Source organism: Vibrio sp. Y10_XG_PY6, from assembly GCF_024181795.1.
Taxonomy (GTDB): Bacteria; Pseudomonadota; Gammaproteobacteria; order Enterobacterales; family Vibrionaceae; genus Vibrio; species Vibrio diabolicus.
The window spans coordinates 231,837-247,083 of record NZ_JAMZAQ010000001.1 but is presented as its reverse complement, the minus strand read 5'-3'; the positions used below and the strand labels follow the sequence as shown (position 1 = coordinate 247,083).

At 45.1% G+C, this 15,247-nt stretch carries 8 protein-coding genes; 1 reads left to right on the top strand and 7 read right to left on the bottom strand.

All coding sequences use genetic code 11. The features are described 5' to 3' along the window. Nucleotides 1–23: 23 nt before the first annotated feature. The 4 genes from potE to NL644_RS01070 all read right to left on the bottom strand — a co-directional run bounded on the left by potE (nucleotide 24) and on the right by NL644_RS01070 (nucleotide 6,168). A complete protein-coding gene (potE, locus tag NL644_RS01085) occupies nucleotides 24–1,334 on the bottom strand; it encodes a putrescine-ornithine antiporter (protein ID WP_253657878.1) in 1,311 nt (436 codons plus the stop codon). Nucleotides 1,335–1,395: 61 nt separating this feature from the next. Next, nucleotides 1,396–3,576 carry an ornithine decarboxylase SpeF gene (gene speF / locus NL644_RS01080; protein WP_031780582.1) on the bottom strand — a complete coding sequence of 727 codons (2,181 nt, stop codon included), beginning with the start codon at nucleotides 3,574–3,576 and terminating at the stop codon, nucleotides 1,396–1,398. Between the two features lie 408 nt (nucleotides 3,577–3,984). Further along, nucleotides 3,985–4,431 (bottom strand): helix-turn-helix transcriptional regulator, encoded by a 447-nt coding sequence (locus NL644_RS01075; protein WP_031780583.1) that lies wholly within the window; start codon nucleotides 4,429–4,431, stop codon nucleotides 3,985–3,987. A 540-nt stretch (nucleotides 4,432–4,971) separates the two neighbouring features. Further along, complete coding sequence (locus NL644_RS01070; RefSeq protein WP_253657877.1) at nucleotides 4,972–6,168, bottom strand: tetratricopeptide repeat protein; 1,197 nt, start codon at nucleotides 6,166–6,168, stop codon at nucleotides 4,972–4,974. Between the two features lie 546 nt (nucleotides 6,169–6,714). Here NL644_RS01070 and pulA point away from each other — a divergent pair. After that, a complete protein-coding gene (gene pulA, locus NL644_RS01065; protein ID WP_253657876.1) occupies nucleotides 6,715–10,704 on the top strand; it encodes a pullulanase-type alpha-1,6-glucosidase in 3,990 nt (1,329 codons plus the stop codon). Nucleotides 10,705–10,803: 99 nt separating this feature from the next. Here pulA and NL644_RS01060 read toward each other — a convergent pair whose 3' ends face one another. The 3 genes from NL644_RS01060 to NL644_RS01050 all read right to left on the bottom strand — a co-directional run bounded on the left by NL644_RS01060 (nucleotide 10,804) and on the right by NL644_RS01050 (nucleotide 14,993). Continuing rightward, on the bottom strand, nucleotides 10,804–12,420 hold the full coding sequence (locus NL644_RS01060; RefSeq protein WP_253657875.1) for an endonuclease: 1,617 nt from the start codon (nucleotides 12,418–12,420) through the stop codon (nucleotides 10,804–10,806). A gap of 332 nt (nucleotides 12,421–12,752) precedes the next feature. Then, a complete protein-coding gene (locus NL644_RS01055) occupies nucleotides 12,753–14,366 on the bottom strand; it encodes an alpha-amylase family glycosyl hydrolase (protein WP_253657874.1) in 1,614 nt (537 codons plus the stop codon). 120 nt (nucleotides 14,367–14,486) lie between these two features. Continuing rightward, entirely contained in the window at nucleotides 14,487–14,993 is a 507-nt protein-coding gene (locus NL644_RS01050; protein ID WP_006740821.1) for a hypothetical protein, read from the bottom strand. Between the last annotated feature and the right edge of the window lie 254 nt (nucleotides 14,994–15,247).

The window sequence follows — 15,247 nt, the reverse complement described above, 5'->3', positions numbered from 1 at the left end:
GAAGGCTCTTTCATTATTATTTTTTAATTTGCTAAAGGCTCATGCTTGGCAGCAATCAGACCGTAAGCACTCCAACCTAGGAAGGTTACGATTGAGCCCCACATCATCGCTTCGTAGCCGGAACCATATAGCGCGTAGAAGCTGTATAGGGAACCAATCAGAGCGATAATGTTGGTGGTTTTCATCTCGCGCTCTGGCACGTGCGCCACTTGCTGCATGATGAAAATTGCGCCCATACATAGGATGTAAGGAATTACGTTCGTTACTACCGCTAGGTTAACCAGCGCTTCGAACTGCTCGTTCAGCGTTGGAGAAATAGTCATTAAAGACAGCACCGATTGGATAACCGTGATGGCCACCATACCTTTGGTTGGCGTACCACGTTTGTCCACTTGAGAGAACAATTTAGGGAAGAAGCCCGCATCAGAAGATGATTTGAACACTGACGCGATAGTGAACTGCCAACCTAATAGAGAACCCGCACAAGCCAATACCGCCATACCAGCAACCGCTTTACCTGCTGCTGAGCCAAGCATCACAGACCATACGGTTGAGAATGGCGCGGTAGAAGCGGCAAGCTCAGAGTTTGCAACGATACCAGAACAGATGTTTGTCGATACAATGTAAACCACCGCAGCAATCAACGTACCGCCCAATACTGCGATTGGTACGTTCTTCTCTGGGTTTTCTACTGCTTCAGAGTTCGCACAAGCTGATTCAAGACCAAGAAACGCCCATAGTGTCATGGCAATAGAAGCGCTCACAGCTTCACCAAATGGCAGGTGGTGTGGGTTCCAAGCTTCGATGTACATGGTTGGGTTAAACCAGAACCAACCAACAATACCTAGCGAACATACCGGTAGGATCACACCCCATACCGTGAAGGTGCCGATTTGACCTGTAATTTTCGCACCACCGAAGTTAGCGAAAGTACAAATCCAAAGAATGGCGATGGTGTACAAACAGGTTTCGACCGGAGATAGGGTCACTTCAAAAAATGCGGAGCCGTAACCCACACAGGTAATCGCTATCGCAATATTCGCAATAAGGAGCGACAAACCGTAAGTCCAGCCCGCCATAAACGCACCCGATTTACCGAATGCGTAAGACGCGTAACCGTTCATACCGCCGTCACGTTTACTAAAGCGACCACATTTTGCAAACACATAAGCCAACGCCAAAGAGCCCGCTGCCGTGATCAGCCAAGATAACACAGAAATGGTGCCCACTTGCGCCAGTTTACTTGGCAGCATAATGATACCGGAGCCAGCCATGTTGATGAACGTCAGAATGGTTAACTGCACCACCGACATTTTTTTAGTTTCAGTACTCATAAATTATTCTCCACGAATAAGCGGTTCGCACCGACGCCGGAGCGTGGTGCGAACGGGTAGATTAATCTTTTAGGACATAGCAATGTGCGGTAGTGCGACCGTCGACATCTTCAAGGTACACACCTTGAATTTCTGGCGCGAAGCCTGGGAATCGGTTGATGCCTTCTTCTAGAGATAAGAAGTAATCCACCACCTGTTGAGTCCAGATTTCACCAGTGATCACACAGATAATGCCTGGAGGGTAAGGCAGTGCACCTTCGGCGGCTACGCGGCCGACGGCCTCTTTAAGTGGTAGATAATCGCATTCACCGCGGAAGTATTTACGTGTTGCCACGTCTGGTTTGTGAACCATTTGTGGGAAGTATTCACTGCGGAACATCGCTTTTTGTAGCTGTTTCACGTTCAGCTCTTTGTACATGTCATGCATTTCCTGACATAGCTGACGGATGGTGTAACCACGGTAGCGCTCTTTGTTCGCTTCGTAGACGCCTGGTAGCACGATACTGAGAGGTGCATCATCACGAATGAATTTTTCAAATCGGTTGATTTGCGCGACAAGGTGACGGATCTTACCCATATCTTCCGCTGGAGTGAGTAGGAACAAGATGGAGTTCAAGTCACACTTCTCAGGGATGATGCCGTTTTCGCGAAGGAAGTTCGCCAATAGTGTTGCCGGAATACCGAAATCTGCGTAGCTGCCGTCTTCGGCAATGCCTGCCGTGGTTAGCAACAATTTACATGGGTCAACAAAGTATTGACCTTCGCCATAACCTTCAAACTTGTGCCAGTTTGCATCTGGCTCGAACATGAAGAACTTCTTGTTGGTCGCGATCACATCCGTGTCGTAACTGCCCCAAGGTTGACCTTCAATTTCATTTGGAATGAACGGACGAATTAACTCACAACTTTTGAGAATTTCTTTACGCGCTTCAATACCTGTCTTAACCGCGTCGCTCCATAAACGTAAGCCTGCTTCACCATCGTGGATCTTCGCGTTCACATCCAATGCAGCAAACAACGCATAGAAAGGAGATGTCGATGCGTGCATCATAAACGCGTTGTTAAAGCGTTTGTGATTGCAGTAACGAGCTTGGCCTTTGATATGGCGGTCTTTTTTGTGGATTTGCGACGTTTGAGAGAAACCAGCTTGTTGTTTGTGAACAGACTGAGTCACGATCACACCCGCATCTTCTGGTTTCAGATCCAGTAGCAGTGGCGAACAATCTTTCATCATAGGGATGAACTGCTCATAGCCTACCCATGCCGAGTCAAACAAGATGTAGTCACAAAGGTGGCCGATCTTATCCATGACGTAACGAGCGTTATAAATTGTACCGTCGTAAGTCCCCAACTGGATGATGGCCAGGCGGAACGGACGTTCATCTCGTGCACGCTCTGGAGATACTTTCGCGATTTGAGCACGAATATACTCTTCATCGAAACAGTGCTCATCCATACCACCAATGAAGCCCCAAGGGTTACGCGCCGTTTCTAGATAAACTGGCATACCACCCGCTTGGATTAGCGCGCCGTGGTGATTCGACTTGTGGTTATTGCGGTCGAACAATACCAAATCACCTTCAGTTACTAGCGCATTACACACCACTTTATTTGAAGCAGAAGTACCGTTAAGTACGAAGTAAGTTTTGTCAGCGTTAAATACTTTTGCAGCGTGTGCTTGCGCTTGGTGTGCAGAACCTTCGTGGATCAGTAAGTCACCTAAGTCCACGTCCGCGTTACACAAGTCGCTACGGAATAGGTTTTCGCCAAAGAAATCGTAGAATTGTTTACCAGCAGGGTGTTTTTTGAAGAACTGACCACCTTGGTGCCCTGGACAGTCAAACGCCGAGTTACCCATCTCAACGTAGTGCGTTAATTGCTTGAAGAAAGGAGGGAGCAGACGACACTCATATTTAGTCACGGCTTCATTAATTTGACGGCAGTAGTAATCGATAGATTGTCTTTCTAAATCAATAACACCCGTTAACCAAACGTAATCTTCTGCCGAAACTGGAGTTTCATCGGTCACTAAGAAAACAGGAATTCCGTACCCTGTTTCCGAAATCATTCTGTGCAGACCCGCTTTAATGTCTGCTGACGTAATAATAGCCGCACCAACGTCGGTTAATTCAACTTGTTCTAAAGGCAGTAAGTGACGATTAAATTGTTCATCTAAAGATTCAGCTAATAAGCTAAAGTCTTCAGGCATGTAATTACTAACACCTATAATTAAACGTTTCATTTGAAATATCTCTTTTTGTTCTTTAAAAATGACAAGGACAGATATTACAAACGAAATATTTATTTAAAATTCAAATTACAAATTTCGTGATTAAATTTTCATATTTAAAAGACTTATTTTATCGAATTAAAATTTAGAGACTTTCATCACTTTCCAGTTTCTATCTCAATGATATTGAAACGCACCTAAAAGGAAAGAACCTTCAATAATTATGTGACAACGACCATTATTAAAAAGAAGGTTATTATAAGAAAATAAAGTTTTGAGATTTTCATCACTATATAATAAGTTAAATTATATTATTGCAGTTTAAAACACTCCACTTTTAACCAAATTTAAACACATAATAAAAGAGCCATCAACACATGTATTGATGGCTCTTTACTTTGGATATAAAGAAAAAACAACTTAATTGAATAAATGACTATCTAGCTTGACTCCACCATTCGACCATTGCTGATAACGCTTTACAGACATGCCTGACGAGTACATGGTATGTTTACAATCCATACACTCAACAAAATACAACCCACTCATTCCTGCCATAACGTGCAGCCTTCGGCTATCGCAGCGCTTGCAGGACAGGCGCTTTACTTTGGTGTTGACGTCAATACGCCGAGCAAAGTTTAACGTTTCGTGAGAGCATAAAGCGTCAACAGCACTATCTTTAAAAGGATGCTCACTAAGTAAATAATTAATGGCGTAATCGTACACCGGGGGGATTGAAGATTTTCCACTTTCAATATTACTTATCTTAGCAACGGAAACGCCTAATAAAGAAGCGAACTCAGCCTTACTGTACTCTAAGATAAATCTTGAAGAGATGAATTTATCTGCACTAATGATTCTCAACATACACAAATCTCTAATAGAAATAAAAACAGAGCAAACTAATTCGCTCCATTTCTGCTGAAACATGTAATGAAAAAGTTACTTCCTAGTGTAATTCTGCATATTATCTATGCTATTTTATTTTGTACGTCATCTTGCGCCTAATTAATTATAAAATCAATAATCCATGCCTAAATATAAAAACACAATTTAAGATTTATAATACAATTTTTAATTTACATTATTAGATAAAGTAATGAATACTATTCATCTATTACTCTGGGCATCAAGTATTGATCTTCAATCATTATTACTATCAATTGAAGAGACTTGATTTGAGCCCAACAGGAGAAGTAGATAAAGAGGGAAATCCCTCTATTTGAAGATAAACATATCCCGCCTTAGCGAAGTACTAAAAATGTGTTGAAAAATCGAATAAATAGTATGCAATCAAGTAAATAAATCGCTTAGATAAGTTTACAGTCTGTAATTGTGATCGACAGAGATACTGAGACAGAAAGGCAAAAGAAAAGCCTCAATTATGAGGCTTATGGATAAGATAAATTATGGTTGAAGGAAATTCTGCGTGAAATCGAGCGCCTCTTTAGAGAGCTTTTTTTCGGTAGACGATGTGGTTGTCTGCCCTTCCGTCGTTGAGGTCGTCATGTCAGGCTGGAAGTTCGGCGCCGATGCTTCATCCCATGCGTTAGCATCGTCTTTATTTTCGTCACTCAACACCGCGTTAAGTTCCTCCTCTGCAGGAAAATACGCTTCGCGTTTGTACACCTTGTTCAGCGCCCGAATAATGGAATGCTTTCTTACCATCCCTGACGCCAGCTTCCTTTGCAACGGTTTCGCTATAGATTGCAATCCAACGACGACGTCAACACCAATATTGGTCGCCACTTCGTCACGCAACGTACGCGCTGGCTGATACCCCATATTGGCAGCAAGAAACAACCAAACATAAGCAATCGCATTGCCTGTTTTACCTTTGTCCTTCCACGCTTCGCCAGCATGATACATCGCCTCGGCGCTACCACCTTCTGCGGCTCTTTCAAGCCAATAGCAGCCTTTGACCATGCTTTTTTCTGTACCAACACCATTTAGGTAACATAAGCCAACTTGGATCTTTCCGTCCGCGCTGTCTTTTTCAGCCGCTTTCATAAACCAATAAAGCGCATCTGCACTGCGTCCTGCACTATTGTCTGGTGAAAGTTGCCATTCACCCATGTAAAGCATGGCATCAATGCAGCCTTCTTCGGCTGCAGTTTCAATCAGTTGGTTACCTTTGGGAATATTTTTTTCCGTTCCGCGGCCAAAAACCAACGCTTTGCCTGTCGCAAATTTCGCTTCGGTATCCCCTTCCATTCCGGCAATGGCGGTACGCCAAAAGTTTGCCTGCTCTTTTAAAATCACATCTTCACGCATGCGCTCACTCAAGCGAACAATACCGTACATTCCCGTCACATTGTCCAACTTAGCGGCTTTATCATACCAATAAAGCGCTTGACGAATGTTGTCCTTCTCAGCTTCTTTCGCTAGAAATAAAATGGTGGGGATATGTCCGGTTTCTGCTTTGAACTCACGCTCTTTACGCTCTTGCTCTCGCGCTTTTTGCATCGCCTTTCGATAAGCGGCTTCGCGAGCTTTCCTCTCTGCCTCGAGTCTCTGTTTCCGCATCGACAACGAGATCATCCACACAAATATCAGGACGAGTGAAAGGCCAGTTGCCGCAATGGCAATGCCCATACTACTCATAAATAGCCTCTTTTGGTTTCAGGGCCCAATTCATCTCCCTCTCAGGGAAATCTTAAGATTACGCGCCGACATAACGCCGACTACCTTCATTATATAACGACCACTTAGCGAAAATCTGAAGCTTGCCAAGACTTAATGGCGGTATTTTATGCAATATCACTGCAACTTATTTTTAATTGAAAAATATCACTGTGATTTTTATAGAACTTAATCACGGTTTTGGGGCTGAGATATTCTCCTCCCCTATCATCCCCCCTTACTCCTCCTATAAAAATTTACATTTTAATGATGTGCAGAAGCTCTCACTATGCGTCTGTTTTATTATTTAATTTGTGAACAAAATCGACTGTGACAGAAAATTTTCACTTGTAAAAAACTTAACTGCCTGCTCTCACATTTTGCTGATGATTCAGTGTATTAGCATCTAGTTGAACATTTCCTTTTTCGGCATCTGCCTTTCTAGCGTGTGCGAAACCTTCTTGATGACTGAGTCAGCGAAGGCAGCGCGCAGCTCAATATCAATTCAATAACAATGGATTTGTAAACGTGGACAATAAGACATTTAAATTATCAACAATTGCCAAAACCGTACTGCCTTTGATTTCCGTCGCAGTCATCAGCGGTTGTGGTAGTGATAGCACGAACGAAGATACGACGAACCCAGGCTCAAGCTTGTACCCTGCGGGAGAGAACGAGGTCGTCATTTATTACAAACGCGATGTGGCGTCCGCTTCAACGGCCAGCGACTACGAAGGTTGGGGCTTGCACCTGTGGAACGGTGAAGGCTGTACCAGCACAGATTTAGACGCAATGGGCATTCCTGGCACAGGAACGGATTGGTCGGCACCGCATCCATTCGATGGCATCAACGACACCTACGGTGCTTACTACGTACTGAAAGTGAACCCAGATGCCTCTGACCCACACGAATGCATGAACTTCATTCTGCACAAAGGTGATGAGAAAGCATTCGGCAGTGCAAACTCAAAAGTGGAGCTGACGAAAATCGGCGAATCTAAAGGGTTGTTTGGCTTCCACGGCAGCAGTGAGCTTTACTACGAGCCAATCGAAGAACGCCCTGTTGATATTGATGGTCAAAAAGCGCATTGGCTAGATGCCAACACCATCGCGTGGGAAGCGGCGGCCAATGCGGATTCCATGAAGCTGTTCTACAGCCTCAGCAACGACATTAAAATGGATGAAGACAAGCAAATCTCTGGTGGCACGGCGGTTGAGTTGACGAAAGCAGGTGATTTATCTGATGGTCTGAAATCACGCTTCCGTCACCTTGCTAGCCTCCAAGCTGCAGGCATTGATGTCGATGACGCGACCCTACGCACGATCCTGAAGTCACAAATCGTTATGGTAGCTTACAACGCAAATGGTGACGTCATTTCTGCAACTGAAGTGCAAAAGCCGGGGGTTCTTGATGCAGTATTTGCCGATTCCAAGGCAGGTAACGCGATTGGTCAAGAGCTCGGCGCGATTGTGGAAGGCGGTGCTGCAACCTTCAAGCTATGGGCACCAACTGCTCAAGATGTTGATCTTATTATCTACGATGAAAACTTAGCGGAAGAAGCTACCGTTGCAATGACAGAAGATCCAGCAACAGGTATCTGGGCTTCTGAGGCACAAAGCAACGTTGTCAACAAATACTATCGCTACCAAGTTAAGGTATACCACCCAACAACTGGCGTCGTTGAAACGCGTTTGGTAACAGACCCATATTCAATGAGCTTGTCTAAGAACTCACGATACTCGCAAGTGGTTGATTTAGATGATCCAAGCTTAATGCCTCAAGATTGGAAAAACTACGCACGCCCAACGGTTAAAAAAGACGAAGACCACGTCCTTTACGAGTCACACATTCGTGATTTCAGCTTTAACGACAGCAAAGGCACACCAAGTCTTGATGGCAAATATCTGGCGCTTACAGAACCTGAGCGTGAGTCTGTATCTCACTTACAAGCTTTAAAAGATGCTGGCCTAACAACGCTACATATCCTGCCAGCATTTGATATTGCAACCGTGGATGAAGACGCTGACCAGCGAGTCGATATCACCGACACCGTGGGTAAACTTTGTGGCATCAAGCCAGAAGCCTCCATTTGTGAGACCGAAGATGACGGCAAAGTGATTGAAGAGGTATTAAATAGCTACGACCCAACAACGGGCAAAGCACAAGCGTTGATGAACGATCTTCGCATGCTAGACAGCTTCAACTGGGGTTACGACCCATACCACTACACTGTACCAGAAGGCAGTTATGCGACCGATCCTAACGGGTCTAAACGTATCCTTGAGTTCCGCGAAATGGTGCAAGCGACGCATAAAATGGATCTGAAACTGGTCATGGACGTCGTGTACAACCACACGAATGCATCTGGTGTGAACGAAAAATCAGTACTGGATAAAATTGTCCCTGGGTACTACCACCGCCTAAACGTCAACACTGGCGGCGTAGAAAACTCAACCTGTTGTGATAACACCGCCACCGAAAACCTAATGATGGGTAAACTGATGGTTGACTCATTGATGGTGTGGGCGGATGACTATAAAGTCGATGGTTTCCGTTTTGACCTTATGGGCCACCAGCCGAAAGATGTCATGGTTTACGCACTTGAAAAAGTCCGTGAAATTGATCCGAATACTTTATTCTACGGCGAAGGCTGGGACTTCGGTGAAGTCGCGCAAAACGCTCGCTTCGATCAAGCGACACAAGTCAACATGGCGGGGACAGAAATCGGTACTTTCTCTGACCGTCTGCGTGACGCAGTTCGTGGCGGAAGCCCGTTTGATGGCGGTGTAGATTCAGAAGGTAAGCACCCACTTCGCTTCAACCAAGGCTTTGGTAACGCCGCTTACGCGAACGAAGAAACTAAAACTGATGCAGAATCTGTGAATGGCCGCCTACACAACCAAGATCTGGTCCGTCTAGGTATGGCAGGCAACTTAGCTGACTACGTCCTTCTGGATTACAAAGGCGAAACCAAACTTGGTAAGAATGTTGATTACAATGGTGCTCCAGCAGGCTACACAAAAGTGCCATCAGAGAACATTTCCTACGTGTCTAAGCACGATAACCAAACGTTGTGGGACAACAACGCTTACAAGATTGCGACAGGTACTTCATCTGCTGAGCGCGCACGAATGCAGTCTGTATCACTATCAACGGTGATGCTAGGTCAAGGTATTCCGTTCATTCACATGGGTTCTGAGCTATTGCGCTCTAAGTCAATGCAGCGTGACTCGTACGATTCTGGTGACTGGTTCAACCGTGTATTCTTCGATGGAAGCGACAATAACTGGAACGTTGGTCTACCACGTGAAGACAAAGACGGTGCAAACTGGGAGTTGATCAAAAACATCGTCGGTGACAGCACGGCGAAACCAGACTCAACAGACATCGAGCTGACGAAGCAACAATTCCTAGAGCTACTAAAAATCCGTAGTACAAGCGAACTGTTCCGCTTAGACACCGCGCAAGAAGTGATGAATCGTGTTGATTTCCGCAACGTGGGCCAAGACCAAGTAGAAGGCTTGATTGTGATGTCTATCGACGATGGCACATCAGCAGGTGCCGATTTGGATTCGAACTACGATGCAATCGTGGCCGTTGTGAACTCAACATCAACTGAGAAATCTTTCAAAGTTGCTGGCGCAACTGGTTTCGAGCTGCATGAAGTTCAACAAAACTCTGCGGATGACATCGTGAAAGGTGCAAGCTTCGCCAATGAAACGTTCACAGTACCAGCACTGACAACAGCGGTATTCGTACAGCCACAAGACGGCGCGCAAGGTGCAGGCCTACCAGTAAACACGGACGATAAAGACGTATCGAGCATTCCTCCTTACGGCGAAACTGTGGTTTACGTCAAAGGCACCATGAACGAGTGGTCAGATAGCAGTGACTGGGCGATGACCTTTATTGGCAACGGCATGTACTCTGTAACAGGCGTTCTTGAAGCAGGTGAACACGAGTTCAAATTTGCGGACTCAGGATGGGCAAATCCAAACATCGGTTGTGATGCTGCGGATTTGGCTTCTGGCTCACTAGACTTAGGCTCTGCGGGGAACTGTACGTTGTCTGTCGCTGAAACTGGTAAGTACAACTTCACTCTGAACGCGTTACATGCTCAAGATGAAAGCGTAGAAAAACCTGTCGTTTCAGTGACGAAGTCAGCAGATGCACCAACGTTCGGTGAAACAGCACTTTACCTACGTGGCACTATCACCACATGGGACACTCCAGCGCAAGACTCAACTGCGAAGTTCAGCTATGTAGCAAATGACGTTTACTCGCTAGACATTGACCTAGCGGCGGGCAACTACGAGATGAAAGTTGCGAGCGCAGACTGGGCAGCAGACACCAACTTCGGTGGCGAAGGCAGTGTTGAGCTTGGTAAAGCGCTAACGATGGAAGTCGGTGGCGGTAGTGCAAACCTGAAAATTGCGATTGCAGAAGCAGGAAATTACAACTTCCACTTCAACGCGGCTAACAAGTCGGCGCCAATCGTGACGGTAACGAAAAACTAGTTTCATTTAAAAACATCCGTAATGAAAAAGGGGAAGCATCACGCTTCCCCTTTGTTTTGTTGGCGTCACTAAATGGTGGATACCAAAATCAAGAAGGTATTAGTTTCCCCAAATCTGTTCAACAAACTCAGGATGATCAATGAATGGATTACGATTGCCCTGAAACTCAAACACTTGTTGATTGCGGTTTTGTTCTTTTTCACTAACGGGATCATTTTTGTGCCAACGTTTCAGCATGTTTAACATCCAAGGTTCAAAAACCGTTGAACTTGAACCATCAAGGACAGCATCCGCATTGCTTGAATTGCCTTCCCAGTTACCTACAACATTTTCATAGCGGGTTGCCATGTAGAAATAGGCACGAGCAAAATCGCCTTTAAACTCATCGATCGGCTCAAACACCGTACCGGAATAACCTAGGCCTGTGCTTGCTTGACCAAGTTTAGAGCCATTACTAGACACGTAGGTCGCGGTGCCCACTTCACCAAATGGCCAGTTGCTACGTTTGGCGTTTACATAACCATCGGTTGCAAACAAATGATGACCGTCTGAGTTCATCGGCTCAACTTTGCCGCCAAACCAGCTTTTCGGGAACGAGTGTTCACGGTTGTAGCAATCCCCTTCTTGGCTATATTGACCACATTGGTCTGTCACTTTCGTGAAGCTGATAGCATCACTGCCCGCAGGTTTCTCTGAATACATATCGAGAATAGAGCCATCATTTTCGTAATAACGATCAATATCGGCATCTTTTACCAAGGTCCACACCGCAGAATAACCTCGGCTAGTGTGGTTGTTGATGATGTTAAACAGCGCCGTTTTTAGAGCGTAGCCCGTCTTGCCAGACGCCGCTTGGTAGTAACCATCAACCACTGGTGGGGTTGAGGTTGAGTCACCTAACGTAAAGTCGGTGGTTTCGCTTTTCGAGAATTCAGCGCCAGAAGCAAGGGTCTTATCTCCCACCTTCAACGCGTAAGACCCCGAACCATTGCCACAGCAAATGCCGTCGCCATAGCTGTCTTGAATCGTAAATTGGTAGTTACCATCGGCTAAACACATGGTCTTTTCAACAGTGGTTGACGACTCATACCCCTGACCAGAGAAAAGCACTTGCGCTTGGCTATTTTTCAACTCCCAGCTAGTTTCTGAGCCATAGTTGTCCGTCGTGAGTGTAAGAAGCACTTCATGATCACTACAACTTTCTACAGGAGGTTGTGTACTTGTCTCGGTCGGTTGAAAATTATCGATGTAGACAACTTCTGAGCCGTCAAACCCGGCCTCATCATAAAAACGCAACCCGACATTGATGGTCTTGTTCGAACTCGCAGTATAGTTATGCGCCAGCTCTTGCCACTGGTTTACCTGCTGCGGATCTGAGTAATTGTGATAACCATCAACCACCAGACGTGCTTTTACATTTCCTTCGGTGTGATAAACCGAGACAGAAAACGGATAGGTTTTCCCTTGCTCCACATTAATGGTTTGCAAAAGGTCAGTGTTGCTTTGGGTACCTGTATTCACGACGACTTGAGCAGCCAGGCCGCCCGATTTGATTTGTTCGCTGCTTGGCGACACCGCGATGCCAGCGTCAATCACTGACCACTGCGTAGGCGCACTGCCATTCCACTGTTCAAAGTCACCATTGAGAATTTGGCTATATGCAAGCGGAGAGCTAATAACAGCAAGAAGACAGAGGGGTTTCGTTATGGATTTCATTATAATTTTCCATTAGTTATGTAAATCCCAAACACGATAAACATATTAGTAAGGCATAAGTAATCCTTCGGTCACACTTTTACGTTGCACAAGTGTTAATTTACTTTTTAATGTGCAGCTTATCTCACAAATATCTACCTGCCGAAAACAAACGCCAATGCAAAAAGCGAAGCAACCTGTTGGCTACATCGTTGGAAAACCATTAAGGGAAAAGTAAAACGGACGGAAAAAAGCCAAGTGTGCGCCTATGGGGGTCAGCAACAACACTTGGCTTGTGTATGAGAAAACCTTCTGGTCAGCTCAACTGATGAGCGGTGATTCCGGATATTTCCTTAGGGTGTAACCGCAAAGAATCGACCTTGTAATGGCGACATCGGAATTTGATATTGACCATTGCTTGGCGTAATTTTTTCATTCGTGAGCAAATCCACCAACTCACCTGTGCCAACATTCTCCTGAGCAAGAGTGACGCTTTTAGCGCTCTCTAAGGTATTTAGCGCAAACAATACTTTGTCCGAACCAGCTTGTTTCAAGTCCACATAACTGCCGTTACTCGCAACTAAATTCGTGCGTGACCCCTGATACAATGCTGGGTGCGCACTGCGCATCGTCATCAGCGATTTCACGTAAGCTTTGAGATCGGCTTGGTTTGCATCAAGCGTCGCCGTCACACCTTCAATTTTCGCACTGCTGCGCGCAACGTGATCATCGCACAAACCTTGAATGGCGCAGATGTTGTTGTCTTCTTTTGCGGCAAAACCATCCACTTGATCCCCGATTTCATCACCGTAGAACAACGTGATTGGCCCGGTGTACGCAGCTTGGAAGGCAAACGCGGCTTTATGGCGTAACCAATATTCTGCATCATTCACATCCGCCAAGTTTCCACGTTGCAACAAGTCACCAAAGCGCACTAAATCATGGTTGCCGATCATCAAATTCGGCTGCGCATGCGTTGGATATTGGTGGTGTGTACTGTAGCCGTTGTCTAGCCAATCCACACCGCGACCACCCACGCCGCTCTCATTCACGGCCAAAGTTTCTACGATGCGATAGCGCATCGGGAAGTCAAATGCAGAGCACAATGCTGGATCGCTGTTCGATCCATACGCCTCATTCGCGATCTCAGACTCCCCTTTCCAAATCTCTGCCACCATGTAACCCAACGGATTCACTTGTTCACCTTTGCTATTGGTGTACGTCACACTTTGTGAGGCTTCATCGACAGCTTTACGAAGTTGTGTCCAAGCGTCTGTCGGAACTTGATAGGCTTGATCTAAACGCCAGCCGTCAATCTTGAGCTCTTTGATCCAATACGTCGCCACTTCTTTGTAGAAATCGAGACTGGCCGGATAATCAACGGGGTTGCTTGATCCAGATGGCAGCAAACCGGAAGGTGAGGGTTTGATCAAGCCATCTTTGTGATGACCAAATACGCCATCAAAAAATACGTACAAACCACGTTTGTGTGCTTCTTCAACTAGGGTTTTCGCGGTCGCTAAATCACCAAATTTTGGGTCGATCTTAAAGTAATCTGTCGCAAAATAGCCCGTGGCATCCAAACGATCGGCCCAGTGATCTTGTCCTGCTATCGCTTCAGACTCAAAAACTGGCGTCAACCAAATCGCGTTCATCCCTAAATCTTGGATGTAATCGAGTGAATCAATCACCCCTTGCAAATCGCCATTATGATGACTGGTGCCATAGCCCGTACCGTGACCAATGCTCGCATCGCCATCCACAAAACTCTCGACCATGATTTGATAAGTACGAAGTTGGTTACTTTGCGCCATGACATTGGCTTGGCAAGCATAACTGGTATCCGGTAGCGGAGTGCTGCTATTAGTATCGCCACCACCAGAAGAATTACACGCAGATAAAGCACCAATCACACTTAACGCAAGCAGCGATCGATACAGGCGATGGTTACGTCGGACGTTACGCATTTTACTCTCCCTAACTTACTCAAATTAAATAAAAACATTTGAGTAATAAAATTAACCCCAACATGCTTCCCATGTAGAGGTTAATAAATAAAAATAGATTTTAAATAACTGAATGGAATATTATTGACACTTATTTACCATAACATGAAGAGGTTTGCCTTTTCCTTCAAATTGAAGGCTCCAAACATATTTCCCGTCTTCTTTAATATCAACTGAAGTATCTGTACCGTAACCACCAAATGTTAATGGTGTTAATTCTCCAACGTTCATTCGATTGCCTTTTGCGGTAAATTGTGGGAACCACAATTCGGTCGCATACTGCATTTTGTAGGAACCTACTTTTTCCTGAACCACAGCTTGGTAGAAGTTATTTCCTTTGTAGGTGTATTGACGTTGAGGCACGTGTTTCCAGTCGGAATCCGCAAACGTACCCACCACAAACAATGGTTTAGAAATTGGTCCTTTCGCCGTGCTATCTGGGTTGTCACACGCTTTCATGAAAGCAACCACTTCGTCTTGAGACATATTCACAACAGGCTCTGCGGCTGCTTCTGGTTCTGCTGTCGATTGACAACCCACTAAGGCAACAAGTAGGGCAGCAGCAAGAGAGGTCTTCATCATGTTCATTTCACGTAATTCCTTTTTAGTATATCCAAAGCAAAATAAACTCAACGTTTAAAAGAAATATTAATCGTTATTAAAATGGAAATATCAAACGCTAAATAAATAGCGTCGGATTGCGAATTTAAATTACTTCGAGAAGTTAATTTATTTCCTAAGTACAAAAAATAAGTTAGGAACTGTCAATAATTATTGATCTAACCAATATAAAAAACAAAACAATAAAAATAATTATGTGAATAAGATAACTCTATGTAGGG

Coding starts and splice junctions, on each gene's coding strand:
- NL644_RS01070 (WP_253657877.1), bottom strand. CDS start 6,168: ATGAGTAGTATGGGCATTGCCATTGCGGCAACTGGCCTTTCACTCGTC.
- speF (WP_031780582.1), bottom strand. CDS start 3,576: ATGAAACGTTTAATTATAGGTGTTAGTAATTACATGCCTGAAGACTTT.
- NL644_RS01055 (WP_253657874.1), bottom strand. CDS start 14,366: ATGCGTAACGTCCGACGTAACCATCGCCTGTATCGATCGCTGCTTGCG.
- NL644_RS01075 (WP_031780583.1), bottom strand. CDS start 4,431: ATGTTGAGAATCATTAGTGCAGATAAATTCATCTCTTCAAGATTTATC.
- NL644_RS01050 (WP_006740821.1), bottom strand. CDS start 14,993: ATGAACATGATGAAGACCTCTCTTGCTGCTGCCCTACTTGTTGCCTTA.
- potE (WP_253657878.1), bottom strand. CDS start 1,334: ATGAGTACTGAAACTAAAAAAATGTCGGTGGTGCAGTTAACCATTCTG.
- NL644_RS01060 (WP_253657875.1), bottom strand. CDS start 12,420: ATGAAATCCATAACGAAACCCCTCTGTCTTCTTGCTGTTATTAGCTCT.